The following is a 19,638-nucleotide window of genomic DNA, read 5'->3' on the forward strand; positions in this document are numbered from 1 at the left end:
AAGGAATAGTTATGCCAAGTGACGCATTCAAAAACATATCCGGTGCGATGCCGGAGCTGATTAAATCTCTATGAATTCGTTGCCCTGACCTGTGTCAGGGTGGCAACAAGTTATGCCTGATGACCATAGCGAGGTGGTACCACTCCTTCCCATCCCGAACAGGACAGTGAAACGCCTCTGCGCCGATGATAGTGCGGGTTCCCGTGTGAAAGTAGGTCATCGTCAGGCTATTACAGCAAGAAACGCCCAGTCCAGCGGACTGGGCGTTTTCTTTAGTGCTTGCCTTCAAGCGCTAAAGAAAACGTAAAACGTTTGCAGCAAGCTTCAAAAAAGCAACTCAAATGCGCATTGAAGTTGCCGTTTGTTAGAGCCAATCCAATCTTGACCGCCAGTGCCAATCGAATATTGACCAGGGGCTAGAGCGGCCTCCATGAAGGCCAACTGTGAATAACTATAGGCTGATTGCCTAGGTTGGTCCTCCTTTTCTTGAATCGATCTGTGGTGTTCCCGAGCCGTCAGGCGAGGCCCCTTCCTCCACGGTATCGCTGGCCTGGGCTGACTGCCCCTTCCTGGCTTGCTCTCGTGTCTTGATGCGCCCTTTGGCTTCATTGCTGCTATGGCGGAAGCGGTACGACTCGTTGCCGGTTTCGATGATGTGGCAGTGGTGGGTCAGGCGGTCCAGTAAGGCAGTGGTCATCTTGGCGTCCCCAGCCGAAGTGACGGATCGCAAAGAAGCACTGCAGCGCTGTAAACCAGCCCTCAGCAAGGTGCAAAGCCTGCTATGTGACAGCGGCTACGTGGGTAAACCCTTTGCCCAGGGTGTAGCAGACATCTTGGGTGAACACGTGGGAGTGCAGATCGCCAAGCGCAGTGAGCTGCATACCTTCAACGTCATGCCCCAGCGCTGGGTGGTGGAGCGCAGCTTTGCGTGGCTGGAGAAGAACAGGCGGCTATGGAAGAATTGTAAAAGGCTTTTGAATACCAGCTTGCAGTTCATCCATCTGGCATTTTTGGCTCTGCTGCTCAAAAGATTTTGAACACGTTCTTAGACTTCTCTACTCTTCGGCTTGCCGTCGCCGGAATGACGTGTTTTGAGACGGCACTTGTACTTGTTCCGGAGGAATGGGCGCAGGTCTTCCGGCATCTTGCGGTAAAGCTGGTAAATCCCTGAAGTAGTGGTAAAAGCGGAAGCCACTAGCAGGCGACGGCGAGTCGTTTTTTTGCCGCTGATTTTTTGTGTCGAAGGTGTCACTGCTTGGTGTACCAAAACCAAGGAGATAGTCGCTTCCAAAAACTAAAAAGCCCTTGAGTTCATTGCGAACCAAGGGCTTAAAGTTTTTGGTGGCCTGGGGCGGAATCGAACCACCGACACAAGGATTTTCAATCCTCTGCTCTACCGACTGAGCTACCGGGCCTGAGCTTTCAATTATATACCAGAATTAGGCCCGTTTCCCTTTGCCTAACTCTACGCCGAGTTGTTTTAGTTTTCTGTAGAGGTGTGTACGCTCTAAACCGGTTTGCTCGGCAACGCGCGTCATGGAGCCGCCTTCTTGGGCTAGGTGGAATTCGAAGTACGCTTTTTCAAATCCATCACGGGCTTCGCGCAGGGGCTTATCCAGGTCAAAGGTTTGTTGCGATTGAGGGCCGAGCGCGCTAGCGGCGGGAACGCTCTGACCGGGAACGTTGTCCATGAACTCCACTGCAGGTGTTCTGCCTGGGTCTGCCGATATCGGAACGCCGGGTACTGCTGTCGGCTTGCGTGCGGCATTGCGCGTCAGCGCCTGTTCAACGGCCTTCAGCAGCTTTTGCAGGGTGATGGGCTTCTCGAGAAAAGAGTGCGCGCCTATGCGTGTGGCCTCCACTGCCGTGTCTATGGTGGCGTGGCCGCTCATCATGATGACAGGCATGGTCAAGGCCCCTGCAGAGGCCCATTCCTTGAGCAGCGAGACACCGTCGGTATCGGGCATCCAAATGTCGAGCAGAACCAGGTCGGGACGACTGCGCAGCCGGGCCTCACGGGCTTCGGCTGCGTTCTCTGCGAGCTCAACGTTGTGGCCCTCATCGTTCAGGATCTCGGAAAGCAGATCGCGGATACCGTGTTCGTCGTCGACCACCAGAATGTTTGCCATGATTGAAGCGTTGGCTCCTGAAAATAATGTGGTGTGTTTGTTGTTAACCAGCCACGCTGGTCTCGATGGCGAATGATAACGATACTTGCGCGCCATCTACGGCGCCATCTACAACACGATTGGATACGTCGATGCGGGCGCCATGCTCATCGGCAATTTTCTTGACAACAGCCAGCCCTAGGCCGGTACCCCGGCTCTTGGTGGTGACATAGGGCTCAAACGCACGTTTCAAGATATGGTCAGGGAAACCGGTGCCTTGGTCTCGCACCACCAGGCGGACCCGTTGGGCCGCAGAGACCCATTGGGTACGCAGGGTGACCTCGGGTACAAAGTCGGGCCGGCGCGTGGCTTCTGAGGCGTCCTGGGCGTTCTGGAGCAGATTGTGGATGACCTGGCGCAATTGTTCGGCGTCGCCCAATATCGGCGGGCACAGCGCGTCCAGTTCTGAAGTGATTCTTACCGTCGCCGCGTCGTTTTCGTAGAGCTGTAATACATCCTGTACGAGTGCATTCAAATCCAGCGGCTTGAGCTCCGCCGCGGGGAGCCGGGCGTAGTCGCGGAACTCATTGACCAGACGCTTCATGGCGTCTACTTGGTCCACAATGGTTTTGACCGATTTCTTCAACAGTGCTTGCTCGGGATCGCCCAATTTGCTGAGCAGCTTCATTTCCATCCGCTCAGCAGACAGCTGGATCGGCGTCAGTGGATTCTTGATTTCGTGGGCAAGCCGGCGGGCCACCTCGCCCCAGGCCTGGGCCCGTTGGGCGGAGACGATCTCTGAAATATCGTCAAAGACCAAAAGGCGGTTGCTGCCCGGTAATTCTGCGCCTCTAGCTACCAAAGTAATAGCATCTTGTGAGAAAGGTGAAGCTGTGGCGTTGAGTTCGAAAGACTGTTGCCAGTGGTCCAGTCCGTGGTGTGTCTGCTCGCTCAAGAACACATCGAACTGGGCGTTAACCCGTTTGGCGAAATCCTCCAGGCTCGCCACTTCCGCCAGGGGGCGACCTTCAAACGCGGCCAAGGGGACTCGCAGGATACGGGTGGCGCCCGGGTTGCTGGATTGGATCAGGCCTTGGGCATCGAGCACGATGACGCCGGCGGTGAGGTTGTCCAGAATGGTCTGCAAGTTGGCCCGGGCAGCGTTGACCTGGGCCATGCTGTGGTCCACCGCCGTACGCGCGTCGGCCAGCTGCTGCGTCATGTTGGCAAACGAGCGGGTCAGGCCACCCAGTTCATCCCGGCCTTGCAGCACGGCCTTGGGGGTCAAATCGCCCTCCGCCACCTGGCGCACGCCTTCGGCCAGCAGCAGCAGGGGGCGGGCCAATTGGTTGCCCAGCAGCACGGCCAGCAGCACCGCGCCAAACACGGCCAGGAACAGGCTGAGGGTCAGCGTACCGATGTACATGCGCTTGAGGCCGCTGCGGGCGAGGGCACGTTCCTGGTACTCGCGGTTCGCGGTCTGCACCGCCATGGCATTGGCGACCAGTGCCGGCGGCAGGGCCTGCACCACCTGCAGAAAACGCGGTTCGGCCAGCAGCCCGAGCCCCTTGTTGGAGACCAGAGCCAGGGCTTTGATATGGGCGGCAGACTCAGCTGCCGTGCCGGTTTCGTCCAGGCCTTCAATCGCGGCGACCGCGCGCTGGCTGCGCACATTGCGCAGCTGCTGTGGGCTGGGGCGTTCGGGGTTCAGCAGAAAGCGCGATTGGCCGACGCTGGCGATCAACTGGCCGCTGGCGCTCCACAGCACCACATCGTTGGCGTCCAGCTGGTCACGGATGCGCTCCAGCGTCAGGCCTGCGGCGGCATCGGGTATGTCGGCGAGCTGGCTGCTGGCGCTACGGGCTTTGTCGGCCATTCCATTGGCCAGAATATCCAGGGTGGTGCGTCCCAGGTTGACCCCGGCGTCCAAAGCGCCTTCGACCTTGACGTCGAACCAGCTCTCGATGGAGCGCGACACAAACTGGTAGGACACCACGTAGATCAGCAGGCCCGGCATCAGGCCAACCAGGGCGAAAATAGTGGCCAGCTTGACCAGCAGGCGGCTGCCGAACTTGCCACGCCGCAGCCGGATCAGCAAGCGCACCGCCATCCAGACAATGACCGCAAACAGCACGGCGGCCACCACCACGTTGACCGCAAACAGGCGCGCATAGTTGCGCTCGTACAGTTCGCGGTTGTTGGTCGACTGTGTGAGCAGCAGCAGCAGGATCAGCCCGATCGCCATCACCACCACCGCGCCGACGACCCAGGCCCAGCGTAGCGCACGCGGATTGCGCGTGCCGCGCGAGGCTGGCGGGGTCGAGGTCACTTGGGATTTTCGGCCGTGAGCCGCAGATTGCGCGAACCGGACAGATTCCAGTCGGTTTGGCCCAATGCGCCAATTTGCAGTGGGCGTGGCAGCTGTGAGACATCCAGCTGGAAGCTGAATTCCAGATGTGTCTTGCCGTCGAACTCGATGTCGGCCGCATCGGCGATGCGCCAGCGGGATAGGCGCTGGACGCTGGCCAGCGCATCGGGCAGGGATTCGAAGTTCTGGCTCAGCACCACACCCAGGCCGCTATTGCCTATGGGCGTGGGCGCGATGTTCAGGCGCCAGCGACGGGTCAGCGGCTGGTATGCCAGCCGCATGTAGCGAAACTGGTGGGTGACAGAGCGGTCCGACCAGTACCAGCGGTCGCGCAGCACCTCGATCTCGGCGACGAAGTACATCGGAATGCCTTTGTGCAGCGCGTCTTCTACCAGGCCGGGCAACTCAAACTTGAGGTTGGAGGAGAAGAATACGCCGGCATCACTGCGCTCAACCTGCATCTGGTTGATTTCGACCAAGGTGCTCTGCGCCTGTACAAAAGGCACATGGCAGAACAGTACATAGACGCAGAACCGCAGTGCCGCCCGTTTAGAGCACACGTTTTTCCAGCAGAGCGTAAAAAAATCCATCGTTGTCACAAATTCGATTGTCCGGGACACCGGCGACAGAAGCCCAGGTGCGGGGCATTAAATGCCCGGGAGAATCGTGTAAATGGGCTTCGGTGTGGTGTGCAAGGAACGTTTCAATCTGGTCTTGGCCCTCGGCCCGGAATACCGAGCAGGTGCAGTACAGCAGCCGCCCGCCCGGTCGCAGCAAGGGCCACAGCCGCTGCAGCAGGCTGGCTTGCAGTGCAGCCAATTGTGCAATATCGGTTTCGCGGCGTAGCCAGCGCACATCGGGGTGGCGCCGCACGATGCCTGACGCAGTGCAAGGCGCATCTAGCAGAATGGCATCGAAGAGCTGGCCGTCCCACCAGGTGTCGGGCTGGTTGGCATCGGCCACTACCAGCTTGGCCTGCAGGCCCTGGCGTTGCAGGTTTTGCTGGATGCGTTCGCAGCGGGCTGCGTCGATATCCAGCGCCGTCACTTCGGCTTGCGCCAGCTCCAGCAGGTGGGCAGTTTTGCCACCGGGGGCGGCGCAGGCGTCCAGAATCCGCAGGGGCTGCGTGCGGTCCAGGCCTTGCAGCAGCAAGGGTGCCGCCAGCTGGGCCGCAGCATCCTGCACCGATATGGCGCCTTCAGAAAATCCGGGGATGTCATATACCGGCCGGGGCTGGGCCAGGGCGATGCCGGAGTCACCCACCAGGAATGCTTCAATATTGATAGCTGCTAGCGCAGATAGAGATTGCGCTGGAGTCGATTTTTGTGCATTAACCCGCAGCGTCATTGGCGCATGCTGGTTATTCGCCTGCAGGATCTCCTGCCAACGCTGGGGCTGCTCTTGCTTGAGCCGCTGTATCCACCAGCGCGGATGGTTCCAGACGGCGACCGGGTCCCGGTCTGTGGCGGCTACCAAGGCGTCTCGCTCGCGCAGGAAGCGGCGCAGACAGGCGTTGATGAAACTGGCCTGGGCTCGGGCCGGGCCCCGGTTCGCGGCTTCCACGGCTTGGTCAACCAAGGTGAAGACGGCGTACGGCGCCGTGGCTTCGTCCCACACCAGGGCCAGCGCGGTGCACAGCAAGGCGTCTGCCGGTGGAGGAGGCGGGCGCTTGGCCAGTTGAACGCGCAAGGCCTCGGCGCGCCCCAGATTGCGCAAGCTATGGAACACCAGGGCTTGCACGCCGGGGCGCAGCGGGCTGTCCACCGCGGCCAGGGCGGGTGTGGCCGACGCGCCATTGCGCACGGCATGCAAGACCTCGGCCGCCGCCTGGAGCTGGCGCCATAACGGAATCTGCGCAGGGGAGTGTGGGGGGGCGTCTGGGCGGGTCATATTCTCAATGCGTATCGTCAATAAAAGAAAGCGTTTTACAGCGGCTGGGCTGCGCGAAAACCGAAAAGCCACGCAAGCAGCACGGCCGGGAACTGCGTGATCGCGCTGTTGTAGCTGTGTACCGCCTGGGCAAATAGCGGCTTAGTGTGTTCTACATGCCGCTGGATCTCGGCCCATTGCGGCGGCAAAGCCTCGGCCAGCGCCTGGCCATCGGATCCCAGGCCTTCGGCCTCCACGCGCAACCAGGCCATTTGCAGCACCTGCTCGGCTGCCGCCAATGCGGCTAGTGCCGCTGCATCCAGCGGATGGCTGCGGGCCACCGCGAGCGAGGCCGTAAATTGCGCATGCGCACCATACAGGCCCGACCACGCGGCTGAAGGGCTCGGGCTGTCTGTGGCGGCGCCGGAGGGCAGCAGTTCGCCATAGCGCTGCAGCAGCGGCGCCAGTGCGGCAAATGCGCGCACCGCTTGGCCCCGAAGGCGAACCAGCCGGTTGTAGGCCCCTACGGACCAGAACAGCAGTAGGGCGGCCAGGCCCCACCCAACGATGGATCCGGAAATCACGATATACCTTTGAGGAAGCTGTCTTGCCACGGGATGTGGCGCACATAAAAAAACACCTCAAATCCACCAAAGATGGATTTGAGGTGCCTTGGTACGCAGCGCGTGGCGTAGGTTATTCGCCTACGGAGCCTTCGCTGCTTTCAGACAGCGCGGTGGCTTCTTGTGCGCCAGCCAGTTCGGCGGCTTCGGACTCGGCGATGGCGCGGCGCTCGGCGTCGTCCATCAAGTCCTTGGCCAGGCGAGCCTGGTGGTAGGCCATGCCGGTGCCGGCTGGGATCAGACGACCCACGATCACGTTTTCCTTCAGACCACGCAGTTCGTCGCGCTTGCCCATGATGGCGGCTTCGGTCAACACGCGCGTGGTTTCCTGGAAGGACGCGGCGGAGATGAAGCTGTCGGTAGACAAGGAGGCCTTGGTAATACCCAGCAGCAGGTTGGTGAACGTCGCAGGGGTCTTGCCTTCTGCGCGCAAGGCGTCGTTGGTGTCGAGCATTTCGCTACGTTCAACTTGTTCCCCGTTGATATAACCGGATTCACCGGCGTTCTCCACCACCACGCGGCGCAGCATCTGACGAACGATCACTTCAATGTGCTTGTCGTTGATCTTCACGCCTTGCAAGCGGTACACGTCCTGTACTTCGTCCACGATGTAGCGGGCCAGCTCTTCCATGCCCAGCAAGCGCAAGATGTCTTGTGGGTCGGCTGGGCCGTCCACAATGTTTTCGCCCTTGTTGACCACTTGGCCTTCGTGCACCAGGATGCTCTTTTCCTTGGGGATCAGTTCGTCCCAGACCGTACCTTCTGGATCGGTGATCTGCAGGCGAACCTTGCCCTTGGTTTCCTTGCCGAACGACACGGTACCGGTCATTTCGGCCAGCATGCCCTTGTCCTTTGGCGTACGCGCTTCGAACAGCTCGGCCACACGGGGCAGACCGCCGGTAATGTCGCGGGTCTTCTGGCCTTCGATTGGAATACGGGCCAGTACTTCGCCGCGGCCCACTTCCTGGCCGTCGCGCACCTGGATCAGCGCGCCAATCGGGAAGCCGATGGTTACCGAGTGGTCGGTGCCGGTGATCTTCACTTCGTTGCCATTGGCATCGATCAGCTTGACCTGCGGGCGCACCACCTTGGCAGCGCCACGGCGCTTAGGATCGATGACCACCATGGTCGACAAGCCGGTGACTTCGTCCACCTGGCGAGCCACCGTCAGGCCTTCTTCCACATTCTCAAATTTGCTGGTACCAGCGAACTCGGTAATGATGGGGCGCGTCAGCGGATCCCAGTTGGCCAGAATCGTACCGGCCTTGACCGCTTGGTCTGCCGTGACCGACAGAATCGCGCCGTAAGGCACTTTATGGCGTTCGCGTTCGCGGCCATGCTCGGTGATGATGATTTCACCGGAGCGGGCAATCACGACCAGTTCGTTCTTGCTGTTGGTCACGTAGCGCATCGTGGCGTTGAAGCCGATCGTGCCGTTGGACTTGGCTTCCACGCTGGAGGCGATGGCGGCACGGGATGCCGCACCACCGATGTGGAAGGTCCGCATGGTCAGCTGCGTACCGGGTTCACCGATGGACTGGGCCGCAATCACACCCACAGCCTCACCGCCGTTGATCAGGCCACCACGGCCCAGATCGCGGCCATAGCACTTGGCACAGATGCCGAAGCGGGTGGCGCAGGTCAGTGCGGTGCGGACTTTGACTTCGTCCACGCCGGTGGTTTCCAGCAGGTCGATCACATCTTCGTCGAGCATGGCGCCCGCGGTGACCAGCACCGAACGGTCTTCGGGGTGCAGCACATCTTCGGCCGCGGTACGGCCCAGGATGCGGTCACGCAGGGATTCGATGACTTCACCGCCTTCGACGATTGCGCGCATCAGGTAGCCATTGGCTGTGCCGCAGTCTTGTTCGGTCACGACCAAGTCTTGCGTCACGTCTACCAGACGACGGGTCAGGTAACCCGAGTTGGCGGTCTTCAGTGCCGTATCCGCGAGACCCTTACGGGCACCGTGGGTGGAAATGAAGTACTCCAACACGTTCAGGCCTTCACGGAAGTTGGCGGTAATCGGCGTTTCAATGATCGAGCCGTCTGGCTTCGCCATCAAACCCCGCATACCAGCCACTTGGCGGATCTGGGCTGCAGAACCGCGGGCGCCGGAGTCGGCCATCATGTAGATGGAGTTGAACGACTCTTGCTCGACTTCCTTGCCGTTGCGGTCAATGGTCTTCTCTTTGGAGAGCTGGGCCATCATCACCTTGGACACTTCGTCGCCAGCCTTGCCCCAGATGTCCACCACCTTGTTGTAGCGCTCGCCGGAGGTCACCAGGCCAGACACGTACTGGTTGGCGATCTCTTTGACTTCCTTTTCAGCACGGGCAATGATGCCGTGCTTTTCTTGCGGCACCAGCATGTCGTCGATGCAGATCGAGATACCGGCCTTGGTTGCCAAGCGGAAGCCGTTTTGCAACAGCTTGTCGGCAAACACCACGGTCTCTTTCAATCCGCACTTGCGGAACGACACGTTGATCAGCTTGGAAATCTCTTTCTTCTTCAACGCCTTGTTGATGTTGGAGAAAGGCAGGCCCTTCGGCAGGATTTCCGACAGCAGCGCACGGCCCGCGGTGGTTTCCCACAGCTTGGTCGATGGCTCGAATTCACCGGTTTCCTTGTTCTTGGTGTATTCGGTCAAACGCACGTTGATGCGGGCGGTCAGTTCGACCTGGCCGGCGTCAAATGCACGCTGGACTTCGCCGGTGTCCGAGAAGATCAGGCCTTCGCCCTTGCCATTCACACGGTCGCGGGTCGTGTAGTACAGACCCAGCACCACGTCTTGCGATGGCACGATGGAGGGCTCGCCATTGGCGGGGAACAAGATGTTGTTCGAAGCCAGCATCAGGGTGCGGGCTTCCATCTGGGCTTCCACCGACAGCGGTACGTGCACAGCCATTTGGTCACCGTCGAAGTCGGCGTTGAATGCCGAGCAAACGAGGGGATGCAATTGGATGGCCTTGCCTTCGATCAGGATGGGCTCAAACGCCTGGATGCCCAAACGGTGCAGCGTAGGCGCACGGTTCAGCATCACGGGGTGTTCCTTGATGACCTCTTCCAGGATGTCCCAGACCACCGGCGTACCGGATTCAACTTCTTTCTTCGCCGCCTTGATGGTGGTGGCGATGCCCATGGCTTCCAGGCGCGAGAAGATGAAGGGCTTGAAGAGTTCCAGAGCCATCAGCTTGGGCAGACCGCACTGGTGCAGCTTGAGGGTTGGGCCCACCACAATGACCGAACGGCCAGAGTAGTCGACGCGCTTGCCCAGCAAGTTCTGGCGGAACCGGCCGCTCTTGCCCTTGATCATGTCGGCCAGCGATTTCAGCGCGCGCTTGTTGGCGCCGGTCATGGCTTTGCCACGGCGACCGTTGTCCAGCAGTGAATCGACCGCTTCTTGCAGCATGCGCTTTTCGTTGCGGGCGATGATTTCCGGTGCTTTCAATTCCAGCAAACGGCGCAGACGGCTGTTGCGGTTGATCACGCGGCGGTACAGGTCGTTCAGGTCGGAGGTCGCGAAGCGGCCACCGTCCAGCGGCACCAGCGGACGCAGGTCCGGCGGCAGCACGGGCAGCACATTCAGCACCATCCACTCAGGCTTGATGCCCGACTTTTTGAATGCTTCCAGCAGCTTGAGGCGCTTGGCGTTCTTCTTGATCTTGACTTCGGAACCGGTCAGATCGTTGCGCAGACGCTCGATCGACGAGTCGATCTCGATGGCTTCCAGCAGGTCCTTGATACCTTCGGCGCCCATCTTGGCCACGAATTCGTCGCCGTATTCCTTGGTCTTGGCATCGAAGTCGTCTTCCGACATGATCGCGAATTTCTTCAGCGGGGTCATGCCAGGGTCGGTCACCACATATGCTTCAAAGTACAGCACGCGCTCGATGTCGCGCAGCGTCATGTCCAGGACCAGGCCCAGACGCGATGGCAGCGATTTCAAGAACCAGATGTGGGCGCAAGGCGCGGCCAGATCGATGTGGCCCATGCGTTCGCGGCGCACTTTGGTTTGTGTGACTTCAACGCCGCACTTTTCGCAGATCACGCCGCGGTGCTTGAGGCGCTTGTACTTGCCGCACAGGCATTCGTAGTCTTTGATAGGGCCAAAAATCTTGGCGCAAAACAGACCATCGCGCTCTGGCTTGAAGGTACGGTAGTTGATGGTTTCTGGCTTCTTCACTTCACCGAAAGACCAGGACCGAATTTTCTCGGGCGAGGCCATACCGATCCGAATTGCATCGAAATGCGCATCGGGCGTGAACTGCTTGAACAGGTCGAGTAATGATTTCATGGGTTAAATCCTTTTCTTGTCCGCAATTAGCTACGCTCGAGTTCGATGTCCAGGCCGAGGGAACGAATTTCCTTGACCAGCACGTTGAACGATTCCGGCATACCTGCTTCGATGGCGTGTTCGCCCTTGACGATGCTTTCATACACCTTGGTACGACCGACCACGTCATCTGACTTGACGGTGAGCATTTCCTGCAGGGTGTAGGAGGCGCCGTAAGCTTCCAGCGCCCACACTTCCATTTCCCCGAAGCGCTGGCCACCGAACTGGGCTTTACCACCCAACGGTTGCTGTGTCACCAGGCTGTAAGGACCGGTGGAGCGGGCGTGCATCTTGTCGTCAACCAAATGGTGCAGCTTCAAGAAGTGCATGTAGCCCACGGTGGTTGGACGCTCAAATGGCTCACCCGAGCGGCCATCAAACAAATTGGCCTGGGTGCGCGTAATGGTCAAGCCCTTGTGCTTGGCGACATCATCGGGATACGCCAATTGCAGCATGCCGCGGATGTCTTCTTCCGACGCGCCGTCAAACACTGGCGTTGCAAAAGTGACCCCTTGGGCCATGTTCGCCGCCATGTCGAACACTTCCTGGTCGCTGAGCTGGCTCAGGTCTTCCTTGCGGCCTGAACCGTTGTACAGCTTGTCCATGAAGCTACGGACTTCCGCCACCTTGGCTTCGGCTTGCAGCATGTCACCGATGCGCTGACCAATACCCTTTGCGGCCCAGCCCAGATGCACTTCCAACACCTGGCCGACGTTCATCCGCGATGGCACGCCCAGTGGGTTCAGACAGATGTCGCAAGGTGTGCCATCGGCCATGTAAGGCATGTCTTCGACCGGAACGATCTTGGAAACCACACCCTTGTTACCGTGGCGGCCGGCCATCTTGTCACCTGGCTGCAAGCGGCGCTTGACGGCCAGATAGACCTTGACCATCTTCAGCACGCCTGCGGGCAACTCGTCGCCTTGCGTGAGCTTCTTGCGCTTTTCTTCAAAAGCCAGGTCGAAGCTATGACGCGTTTGTTCCAGTGAGTTCTTGATGGATTCGAGTTGCGTCGCCACTTCGTCTTCGGCAGGACGGATATCGAACCAGTGGAATTTCTCCACCGAGGACAGATAGGCTTTGTCGAGCTTGGTGCCCTTGGCCAGTTTTTGCGGACCGCCATTGGCGACACGGCCTGTCAACAGCTTTTCGATACGGTCGAAGGCATCCGCCTCGACGATGCGCAGCTGGTCGTTCAGGTCCAAGCGGAAGCGCTTGAGTTCATCGTCAATGATCTGCTGGGCACGCTTGTCGCGCACGATGCCTTCACGGGTGAAGACTTGGACGTCAATCACGGTACCTTGCGAGCCTTGGTCAACGCGCAGGGATGTGTCCTTCACGTCGCTGGCTTTCTCACCGAAGATGGCGCGCAGCAGTTTTTCTTCTGGCGTCAAGGTGGTCTCACCCTTGGGGGTAACTTTGCCGACCAGCGTATCGCCGGGCTGCACTTCTGCACCCACATAGATGATGCCCGACTCGTCGAGGCGGTTCAGCTGCTGTTCGCTCAGGTTCGGAATATCGCGGGTGATTTCTTCGGCACCCAACTTGGTGTCACGGGCCATCACTACCAGTTCCTCGATGTGGATCGAGGTGTAGCGGTCATCGGCCACCACGCGTTCGGAGATCAAAATAGAATCTTCGAAGTTGTAGCCGTTCCAGGGCATGAAGGCGATCAGCATGTTCTGCCCGATCGCGATTTCGCCCAGATCGGTGGATGCACCGTCGGCAATCACGTCACCCTTGGCCAGCCGGTCGCCCTTCTTGACGATAGGGCGCTGGTGGATGTTGGTGTTCTGGTTGGAGCGCTGGTACTTGATCAGGTTGTAGATGTCCACGCCCACTTCGCCAGCCAGCGCTTCGTTGTCGTTCACCCGGATCACGATGCGGGTGGCGTCCACGTAGTCGACCAGGCCGCCACGGGTGGCGGTCACCACGGTACCGGAGTCCACGGCGGCGACGCGTTCGATGCCGGTACCGACCATGGGCTTCTCAGGGCGCAGCACAGGCACGGCCTGACGCGACATATTGGCGCCCATCAAGGCGCGGTTCGCATCATCGTGTTCCAGGAACGGCACGAGTGAGGCAGCTACAGAGACGATCTGGGCTGGCGACACATCCATGTATTGCACGCGCTCGGCGCCGACCAGGATGGATTCGCCTTTTTCACGAGCTGAAACCAGGTCGCCGGAGAGCTTGCCTTCCTTGTCCAGGGCCGCATTGGCCTGGGCGATCACATATTTGCCTTCTTCGATGGCCGATAGGTAATCGATGTCGTTGGTCACCTTGCTGTCCACCACGCGGCGGTATGGCGTTTCGATGAAGCCATACTCGTTCAGGCGGGCGTACAAGGCCAGCGAGTTGATCAGACCAATGTTCGGGCCTTCGGGCGTTTCAATCGGGCATACGCGGCCGTAATGGGTCACGTGCACGTCACGCACTTCGAAGCCGGCACGTTCGCGGGTCAAACCGCCCGGGCCAAGGGCCGAGACGCGGCGCTTGTGGGTGATTTCCGCCAGCGGGTTGGTCTGGTCCATGAACTGGGACAGCTGCGATGCACCGAAGAACTCTTTGAGTGCGGCAGAAATCGGCTTGCTGTTGATCAGGTCGTGCGGCATCAGCGGCTCTTGCTCGGCCTGGCCCAGACGTTCCTTCACGGCTTTTTCAATCCGTGCCAAACCAGCGCGGTATTGGTTTTCTGCCAATTCGCCCACGCAACGCACGCGGCGGTTACCCAGATGGTCGATGTCATCGACTTCACCACGGCCATTGCGCAGATCCACCAGAATCTTTACGACGGCCAAGATATCTTCGTTGGTCAGCACCATGGGGCCGGTAGATTCGTCGCGGCCCATCTTGGCGTTGAACTTCATGCGGCCGACGCGCGACAGGTCATACGTGTCGGGGTTATAGAACAGACGCTGGAACAGCGCTTGAACTGCATCTTCCGTTGGCGGCTCGCCGGGGCGCATCATGCGGTAGATGGCAACGCGGGCGGCAAATTCGTCCACGGTTTCATCGCTGCGCAAGGTTTGCGAGATATAGGCGCCTTGGTCCAGCTCGTTGGTGTATATGCATTGCAGGTCTTGCACACCGGCACTGCGTAACTTCTTGAGCAGTACTTCAGTCAACTCTTCGTTGGCCTTGGCAATGATTTCGCCCGTGTCGCCATCGACGATATTCTTGGCAACCACGCGGCCCACCAAGAAGTCTTCAGGGACGCTGATGTGGGTCGTGTTGGACTGCTCCATATCGCGGGTATGGCGCGCAGTAATACGTTTGTCTTTTGCGACGACAACTTTGCCCGCCTTATCCGTGATGTCGAAACGGGCGACTTCACCGCGCAGGCGCTCGGCGACAAATTCCATTTGCGCGCCGCTGTCCATCAGGCGGAAGTTGTCGTTGACGAAGAAGTTGGCCAGGATCGATTCTGGGGTCAGGCCGATGGCCTTGAGCAGGATCGTGACTGGCATCTTGCGGCGACGGTCGACGCGGAAGTAAAGCACGTCCTTAGGGTCGAACTCGAAGTCGAGCCAGGAGCCGCGGTAAGGAATCACACGTGCGGAAAACAACAGCTTGCCCGAGCTGTGGGTTTTACCCTTGTCATGTTCGAAAAACACGCCAGGAGAACGGTGCAACTGCGAAACGATGACGCGTTCGGTGCCGTTGATGATGAAAGAGCCCTTTTCCGTCATGAGCGGTACTTCGCCCATATAGACTTCTTGCTCTTTCACTTCCTTGATCACCTTGGACTGCGAAGTGGAGGATTCACGGTCATAAATAATCAGCTGAACCTTGGCGCGCACGGCCGAGGCGAAGGTCAGGCCGCGGGTCTGGCACTCGCGCACATCAAATGCGGGCTTGGCCAGGTTGTACTCGACGTACTTCATCTCGACAAAACCATTGTGCGAGACGATAGGGAACGCTGCATCAAACGCTGCCTGCAGACCTTCCACAGTACGTTTTTGGGGGGCGATATCTGCTTGCAAAAATGCGGTGTAAGCATCTTTTTGCATTTGCAGCAGATAGGGGACTTCAAGCACGCTGTCGCGGCTTCCGAAATTTTTGCGAATGCGTTTGCGTTCGGTGTACGTATAAGCCATGAGATCTCCGGGGGCAAGGACTTGGGAGTCCTGGGGGGCCTGTCAACTGTCGCGTTGGGCATCATGCACAACAAACTTGGCGGTTGGCCACTACCAACCATGGCGGACGATTGCGCATTGCACGCAATCCGAACCAAGGCATCTTCTGCAGTCGGGGCCAGAAGACACTGAAAAACAGGCGCTTAAAGCCTGCTTTTCAGTGCTCTCTTACAAGCACGAAAGGCTGGGGGCCCTTTCGGAGCACCCCAGCCCTTGTAACCAGGTCGATTACTTCAGTTCGACCTTGGCGCCAGCTTCCACCAGCTTCTTCATGGCGGCGTCGGCGTCAGCCTTGGCAATGCCTTCCTTCACGGCCTTGGGAGCGCCGTCAACCAGGTCCTTGGCTTCTTTCAAGCCCAGGCCGGTGATTTCGCGCACAGCCTTGATGACCGATACCTTGTTGGCGCCAGCTTCGAGCAGAACGACGTTGAATTCGGTCTTTTCTTCAGCAGCGGCAGCAGGGCCAGCAGCAGCGGCGGGGCCAGCCATAGCAGCAGCGCTCACGCCAAACTTCTCTTCGATGGCTTTCACCAGGTCGTTGAGTTCCAGGACCGTCATGCTGTCAAGCGCGGTCAAAAATGCGTCTTTATCGAATGCCATTTTGATTTCCAGTTTTTTCAATTGGGGACAGTGCGAGCTGTATGCAAGTAACTGTCCAACAAAGTTTTTTGAATACCAGCTTTAACTTCTAGAAGTTAGGCTGGAGCAACCTCAGCTGCCACTTCAGGGGCTGCTTCGGCTGCTGGTTCGGAAGAACCTGCGCCTTTTTTGTCCGCCAATGCAGCCAGCACACGTGCCGTACGCGAAATGGGGGATTGCATCAAGCCCAACAACTGTGCCAACAAAACTTCCTTGGAAGGAATGCTTGCCAGTTGCTTAACGCCGTTCACGTCCAGAACTTTTCCACCGAAGGCGCCACCACGAATCACCAACTTGTCGTTGGTCTTCGAGAATTCAGCTACTACTTTTGCAGCAGCTACGGCATCAACAGAAAAGCCATAGATCAGCGGACCGGTCATCTGGTCGGACAAGACTTCAAATGCACTGCCAGCAACAGCACGGCGGGCCAGGGTGTTTTTCAACACGCTCAAGGTCACACCGTTGCTACGCGCTGCCGAGCGCAATTTGGTCATGTCAGCGACCGTGATGCCACGGTATTCCGCCACCACGAGCGTTTGAGCTTTAGCGGCGAGGCTGGTCACATCGGTAATGACCGCTTCTTTCTCACTGCGATTAAGACTCAAGGTCTACTCCTTAAAAAGTGTTGTCAGGCTTTTGCCCTTCAACACGCCACTTTGCAGCGACCAACTGTTTCTGAAATTTCTTCATCTGCAGCGGGATCGCCATCTGCGTTGGTTTTCACTGATTAAGCACAGACAAGCTGCGCACCAACGGTCTTGGATGGCCCACCGGACTCCAACATTGCTGTTGTGTATCTCGGTGGCCCACCACTTTGGACAGCCATTGCTAGCCGTCCAGGTTTTGCGATTACGCTGCGATGGTTTGCGTGTCGACGCGAACGCCCACACCCATCGTGCTCGAAACCGCTACTTTTCTCAAATACAAACCTTTGCTCGACGCGGGCTTGGCCTTGGTCAAGGCATCAATCAATGCCGCCAAGTTGCCTTGCAACTTGTCAGAGTCAAACGAGCGACGGCCAATGGTGCTGTGCACGATACCGGCTTTGTCAACGCGGAACTGAACTTGACCAGCTTTCGCATTCTTGACGGCAGTTGCCACGTCGGGCGTAACCGTACCGACCTTGGGATTGGGCATCAGGCCACGTGGGCCCAGGATTTGACCCAAAGTACCGACGACACGCATGGCGTCAGGTGCTGCGATCACAATGTCAAAAGGCATGTCGCCCGCTTTGATCATCGCGGCCAGGTCATCCATGCCAACGATGTCGGCGCCAGCGGCCTTGGCTTCTTCAGCCTTGGCGCCTTGGGCGAACACTGCGACACGTTTGGTCTTGCCGGTGCCGTTAGGCAGCACTACAGCGCCACGCACCACTTGGTCAGACTTCTTGGCATCAATGCCGAGCTGCACAGCCACGTCGATGGATTCATCGAACTTGGCGTTGGCGCACTCTTTGATGATTACCAAGGCATCCGCCAATGGATACAGCTTGGTGCTGTCGATCTTGCCAACAAAGGCTTTTTGTTTTTTGGTCAGCTTGGACATTTACACGCCCTCCACATTCACGCCCATGGAACGGGCAGTACCAGCGATGGTGCGAACGGCAGCGTCCAGATCGGCAGCTGTCATATCTTTCATCTTGGTCTTTGCAATTTCTTCCAGTTGAGCGCGGGTGATCTTGCCGACCTTGGCGCTGTGCGGCGTGGAAGAACCCTTGTCCAGCTTGATGGACTTCTTGATCAAAACCGTCGCAGGCGGTGTCTTGATGATGAAGGTGAAGCTCTTGTCTGCAAATGCAGTGATCACCACGGGCAATGGCAGACCTGGTTCGACGCCTTGGGTCTGCGCATTGAATGCCTTGCAGAACTCCATGATGTTCAAACCACGTTGACCCAATGCGGGGCCGATCGGGGGGGATGGGTTGGCCTTACCGGCTGGTACTTGCAGCTTGATAAAACCGACGATTTTTTTCGCCATTTTTTACTCCTTGCGGGTGTTAACGCTTCTGTTCACCGTGATTGGCATACATTAGCTCCCCGGGGTTGCGACTCACTAACAACATCCACACCGAGTCGAAAAGCGTGGAATCTTAAACTTGGACCTTAGGTCTTTTCGATCTGGCTGAATTCCAACTCGACCGGTGTGGCTCGCCCAAAAATCGTGACCGATACGCGCACTTTGCTTTTTTCGTAGTTGACTTCTTCGACGGAGCCATTGAAGTCGGTAAACGGACCTTCCTTAACCCGAACAAACTCACCCACCAAGAACTCGACTTTGTGGCGTGGCTTGTCAGTGCCTTCTTGCATCTGGCTAACGATCTTCTGCACTTCTGCTTCAGAGATCGGTGCTGGGCGATTCTTCGCGCCTCCGACAAAACCCGTAACTTTGTTTGTGTGTTTTACCAAGTGCCAGGACTCATCGTCCATGACCATTTCGACAAACACATAACCAGGGAAAAGACGGCGCTCAGTTGTCTTGCGCTGGCCATTCTTGATTTCAACTACTTCTTCGGTGGGCACCAAGATGCGGGCAAATTTTTGCTGCATGCCGGACTGAAGAATGCGCTCAGTGATATTGCGTTCAACAGCTTTTTCCATGCCGGAGTAGGCGTGCACGATATACCAACGCAGATCAGGATTCACGGGAGCGGCTGGCGTTTCCGCCACACCAGTTTCTACAACATCAGTCATTATTTTTTCCAGCCCAGAATCAAGTCGTAAAAAACCCATTCCAGAGTCTTGTCAGTGAGCCATAGGAACAAGGCCATGATCACCACGAAACCAAATACGTACAAAGTCATCTGCGTCGCTTCTTTGCGCGTAGGCCAGACAACCTTCTTGACTTCACGCCATGCATCGCGTCCAAATGCCACCAACTGCCGGCCGGGTTCGGAGGACAGAAATACGCCTACTGCAGCCGCAATCCCAACCACCAAAGCCGCCCATTGGGCAACTTGCCCTTGTTTGCTGAGGAGGTAAAACGCGGCTAGGGCACCAATCACCAAAACAGCCGACAAACCTAGCTTGGCTTTGTCAGCGTTTGTGTTGATGGTTTCAACTTGCGAAGTGGCCATTTTTGGCTGTTTCCTGCTTCAAATACATGGTGTCTCTTGAGACACAGAAGCCCGTCAGGTCATGACGGGCTTGTTGATTGCCACCTTATTAATTAGGTGGCAGGGGCGGAAGGAATCGAACCATCAACCTTCGGTTTTGGAGACCGACGCTCTGCCAATTGAGCTACGCCCCTACAAAATTAAGCAATGATCTTGGCAACCACACCGGCGCCGACGGTCTTGCCGCCTTCACGGATAGCGAAACGCAGACCTTCTTCCATGGCGATGGGGTTGATCAGCTTGACGGTGATCGACACGTTGTCGCCTGGCATGACCATTTCCTTGCCTTCTGGCAACTCGATCGCACCGGTCACGTCCGTGGTACGGAAGTAGAACTGGGGACGATAGTTGTTGAAGAAAGGGGTGTGGCGGCCGCCTTCGTCTTTGCTGAGCACGTAGATTTCAGAGGTGAAATGCGTGTGTGGCTTGATCGAATTGGGCTTG

General features: G+C 58.1%; 14 protein-coding genes, 2 tRNA genes, 1 rRNA gene and 3 pseudogenes. 2 read left to right on the plus strand and 18 right to left on the minus strand.

What is annotated here, in order from left to right; translation table 11 throughout:
* Nucleotides 1-115: 115 nt before the first annotated feature.
* Nucleotides 116-228, plus strand: a 5S ribosomal RNA gene (gene rrf, locus BLT66_RS26110).
* A gap of 238 nt (nt 229-466) precedes the next feature.
* On the opposite strand, the pseudogene BLT66_RS26115 reads toward rrf, so the two are convergent.
* Nucleotides 467-709 (minus strand): annotated as a pseudogene (locus BLT66_RS26115) (ATP-binding protein); the annotation flags it as partial.
* On the opposite strand from BLT66_RS26115, the pseudogene BLT66_RS26120 reads away from it, so the two are divergent.
* Nucleotides 696-1,037 (plus strand): annotated as a pseudogene (locus BLT66_RS26120) (transposase); the annotation flags it as partial. The pseudogenes BLT66_RS26115 and BLT66_RS26120 sit on opposite strands and share 14 nt — an antisense overlap.
* Nucleotides 1,038-1,055: 18 nt before the next feature.
* Here BLT66_RS26120 and BLT66_RS26685 read toward each other — a convergent pair.
* From BLT66_RS26685 to tuf, 17 genes and pseudogenes are all read right to left on the minus strand, one after another.
* Nucleotides 1,056-1,325: a hypothetical protein gene (locus BLT66_RS26685; protein ID WP_143029314.1), complete on the minus strand. Its 270-nt coding sequence runs from the start codon at nt 1,323-1,325 to the stop codon at nt 1,056-1,058.
* Nucleotides 1,326-1,339: 14 nt separating this feature from the next.
* Nucleotides 1,340-1,415: transfer RNA gene (locus BLT66_RS26125), tRNA-Phe, on the minus strand.
* Nucleotides 1,416-1,439: 24 nt separating this feature from the next.
* Entirely contained in the window at nt 1,440-2,129 is a 690-nt protein-coding gene (locus BLT66_RS26130) for a response regulator (RefSeq protein WP_092762865.1), read from the minus strand.
* 43 nt (nt 2,130-2,172) lie between these two features.
* Nucleotides 2,173-4,437 (minus strand): sensor histidine kinase, encoded by a 2,265-nt coding sequence (locus tag BLT66_RS26135; RefSeq protein ID WP_255407099.1) that lies wholly within the window; start codon nt 4,435-4,437, stop codon nt 2,173-2,175.
* Entirely contained in the window at nt 4,434-5,036 is a 603-nt protein-coding gene (locus BLT66_RS26140) for a DUF4390 domain-containing protein (protein WP_255407100.1), read from the minus strand. Before BLT66_RS26140 ends, BLT66_RS26135 begins: the two co-directional genes overlap by 4 nt.
* The gene (rsmB, locus tag BLT66_RS26145; RefSeq protein ID WP_092762867.1) at nt 5,026-6,366 is read right to left on the minus strand and encodes a 16S rRNA (cytosine(967)-C(5))-methyltransferase RsmB; all 1,341 of its coding nucleotides are present in this window, start codon (nt 6,364-6,366) and stop codon (nt 5,026-5,028) included. The genes BLT66_RS26140 and rsmB overlap by 11 nt, the downstream gene beginning before the upstream one ends.
* Before the next feature lie 35 nt (nt 6,367-6,401).
* Nucleotides 6,402-6,929, minus strand: a complete 528-nt coding sequence (locus tag BLT66_RS26150; protein WP_255407101.1) for a LemA family protein — start codon at nt 6,927-6,929, stop codon at nt 6,402-6,404.
* A gap of 112 nt (nt 6,930-7,041) precedes the next feature.
* The gene (rpoC, locus tag BLT66_RS26155) at nt 7,042-11,265 is read right to left on the minus strand and encodes a DNA-directed RNA polymerase subunit beta' (protein WP_092762869.1); all 4,224 of its coding nucleotides are present in this window, start codon (nt 11,263-11,265) and stop codon (nt 7,042-7,044) included.
* Between the two features lie 26 nt (nt 11,266-11,291).
* The gene (gene rpoB / locus BLT66_RS26160) at nt 11,292-15,404 is read right to left on the minus strand and encodes a DNA-directed RNA polymerase subunit beta (protein WP_092762871.1); all 4,113 of its coding nucleotides are present in this window, start codon (nt 15,402-15,404) and stop codon (nt 11,292-11,294) included.
* A 267-nt stretch (nt 15,405-15,671) separates the two neighbouring features.
* Nucleotides 15,672-16,043: a 50S ribosomal protein L7/L12 gene (gene rplL, locus BLT66_RS26165; RefSeq protein WP_092762889.1), complete on the minus strand. Its 372-nt coding sequence runs from the start codon at nt 16,041-16,043 to the stop codon at nt 15,672-15,674.
* A gap of 95 nt (nt 16,044-16,138) precedes the next feature.
* Nucleotides 16,139-16,687, minus strand: coding sequence for a 50S ribosomal protein L10 (rplJ, locus tag BLT66_RS26170; RefSeq protein WP_092762873.1), 549 nt, complete (start codon nt 16,685-16,687; stop codon nt 16,139-16,141).
* Between the two features lie 244 nt (nt 16,688-16,931).
* Entirely contained in the window at nt 16,932-17,627 is a 696-nt protein-coding gene (gene rplA, locus BLT66_RS26175) for a 50S ribosomal protein L1 (protein ID WP_092762875.1), read from the minus strand.
* Nucleotides 17,628-18,059 carry a 50S ribosomal protein L11 gene (rplK, locus tag BLT66_RS26180; RefSeq protein WP_092762877.1) on the minus strand — a complete coding sequence of 144 codons (432 nt, stop codon included), beginning with the start codon at nt 18,057-18,059 and terminating at the stop codon, nt 17,628-17,630.
* Between the two features lie 125 nt (nt 18,060-18,184).
* Nucleotides 18,185-18,772, minus strand: coding sequence for a transcription termination/antitermination protein NusG (gene nusG, locus BLT66_RS26185; RefSeq protein WP_092762879.1), 588 nt, complete (start codon nt 18,770-18,772; stop codon nt 18,185-18,187).
* Nucleotides 18,772-19,155 (minus strand): preprotein translocase subunit SecE, encoded by a 384-nt coding sequence (gene secE / locus BLT66_RS26190; protein ID WP_092762881.1) that lies wholly within the window; start codon nt 19,153-19,155, stop codon nt 18,772-18,774. The genes nusG and secE overlap by 1 nt, the downstream gene beginning before the upstream one ends.
* A gap of 97 nt (nt 19,156-19,252) precedes the next feature.
* A tRNA-Trp gene (locus tag BLT66_RS26195) sits at nt 19,253-19,328 on the minus strand.
* Between the two features lie 6 nt (nt 19,329-19,334).
* Nucleotides 19,335-19,638 (minus strand): annotated as a pseudogene (tuf, locus tag BLT66_RS26200) (elongation factor Tu); the annotation flags it as partial.

This window comes from Rhodoferax sp. OV413 (assembly GCF_900104385.1).
GTDB lineage: Bacteria > Pseudomonadota > Gammaproteobacteria > Burkholderiales > Burkholderiaceae_C > Rhodoferax_B.

What these genes read in the sequence shown, in the direction of transcription:
- rsmB (WP_092762867.1), bottom strand. Translation starts at nt 6,366, where the DNA reads ATGACCCGCCCAGACGCCCCCCCACACTCCCCTGCGCAGATTCCGTTA.
- rpoB (WP_092762871.1), bottom strand. Translation starts at nt 15,404, where the DNA reads ATGGCTTATACGTACACCGAACGCAAACGCATTCGCAAAAATTTCGGA.
- BLT66_RS26130 (WP_092762865.1), bottom strand. Translation starts at nt 2,129, where the DNA reads ATGGCAAACATTCTGGTGGTCGACGACGAACACGGTATCCGCGATCTG.
- nusG (WP_092762879.1), bottom strand. Translation starts at nt 18,772, where the DNA reads ATGACTGATGTTGTAGAAACTGGTGTGGCGGAAACGCCAGCCGCTCCC.
- secE (WP_092762881.1), bottom strand. Translation starts at nt 19,155, where the DNA reads ATGGCCACTTCGCAAGTTGAAACCATCAACACAAACGCTGACAAAGCC.
- rplL (WP_092762889.1), bottom strand. Translation starts at nt 16,043, where the DNA reads ATGGCATTCGATAAAGACGCATTTTTGACCGCGCTTGACAGCATGACG.
- rplK (WP_092762877.1), bottom strand. Translation starts at nt 18,059, where the DNA reads ATGGCGAAAAAAATCGTCGGTTTTATCAAGCTGCAAGTACCAGCCGGT.
- rpoC (WP_092762869.1), bottom strand. Translation starts at nt 11,265, where the DNA reads ATGAAATCATTACTCGACCTGTTCAAGCAGTTCACGCCCGATGCGCAT.
- rplA (WP_092762875.1), bottom strand. Translation starts at nt 17,627, where the DNA reads ATGTCCAAGCTGACCAAAAAACAAAAAGCCTTTGTTGGCAAGATCGAC.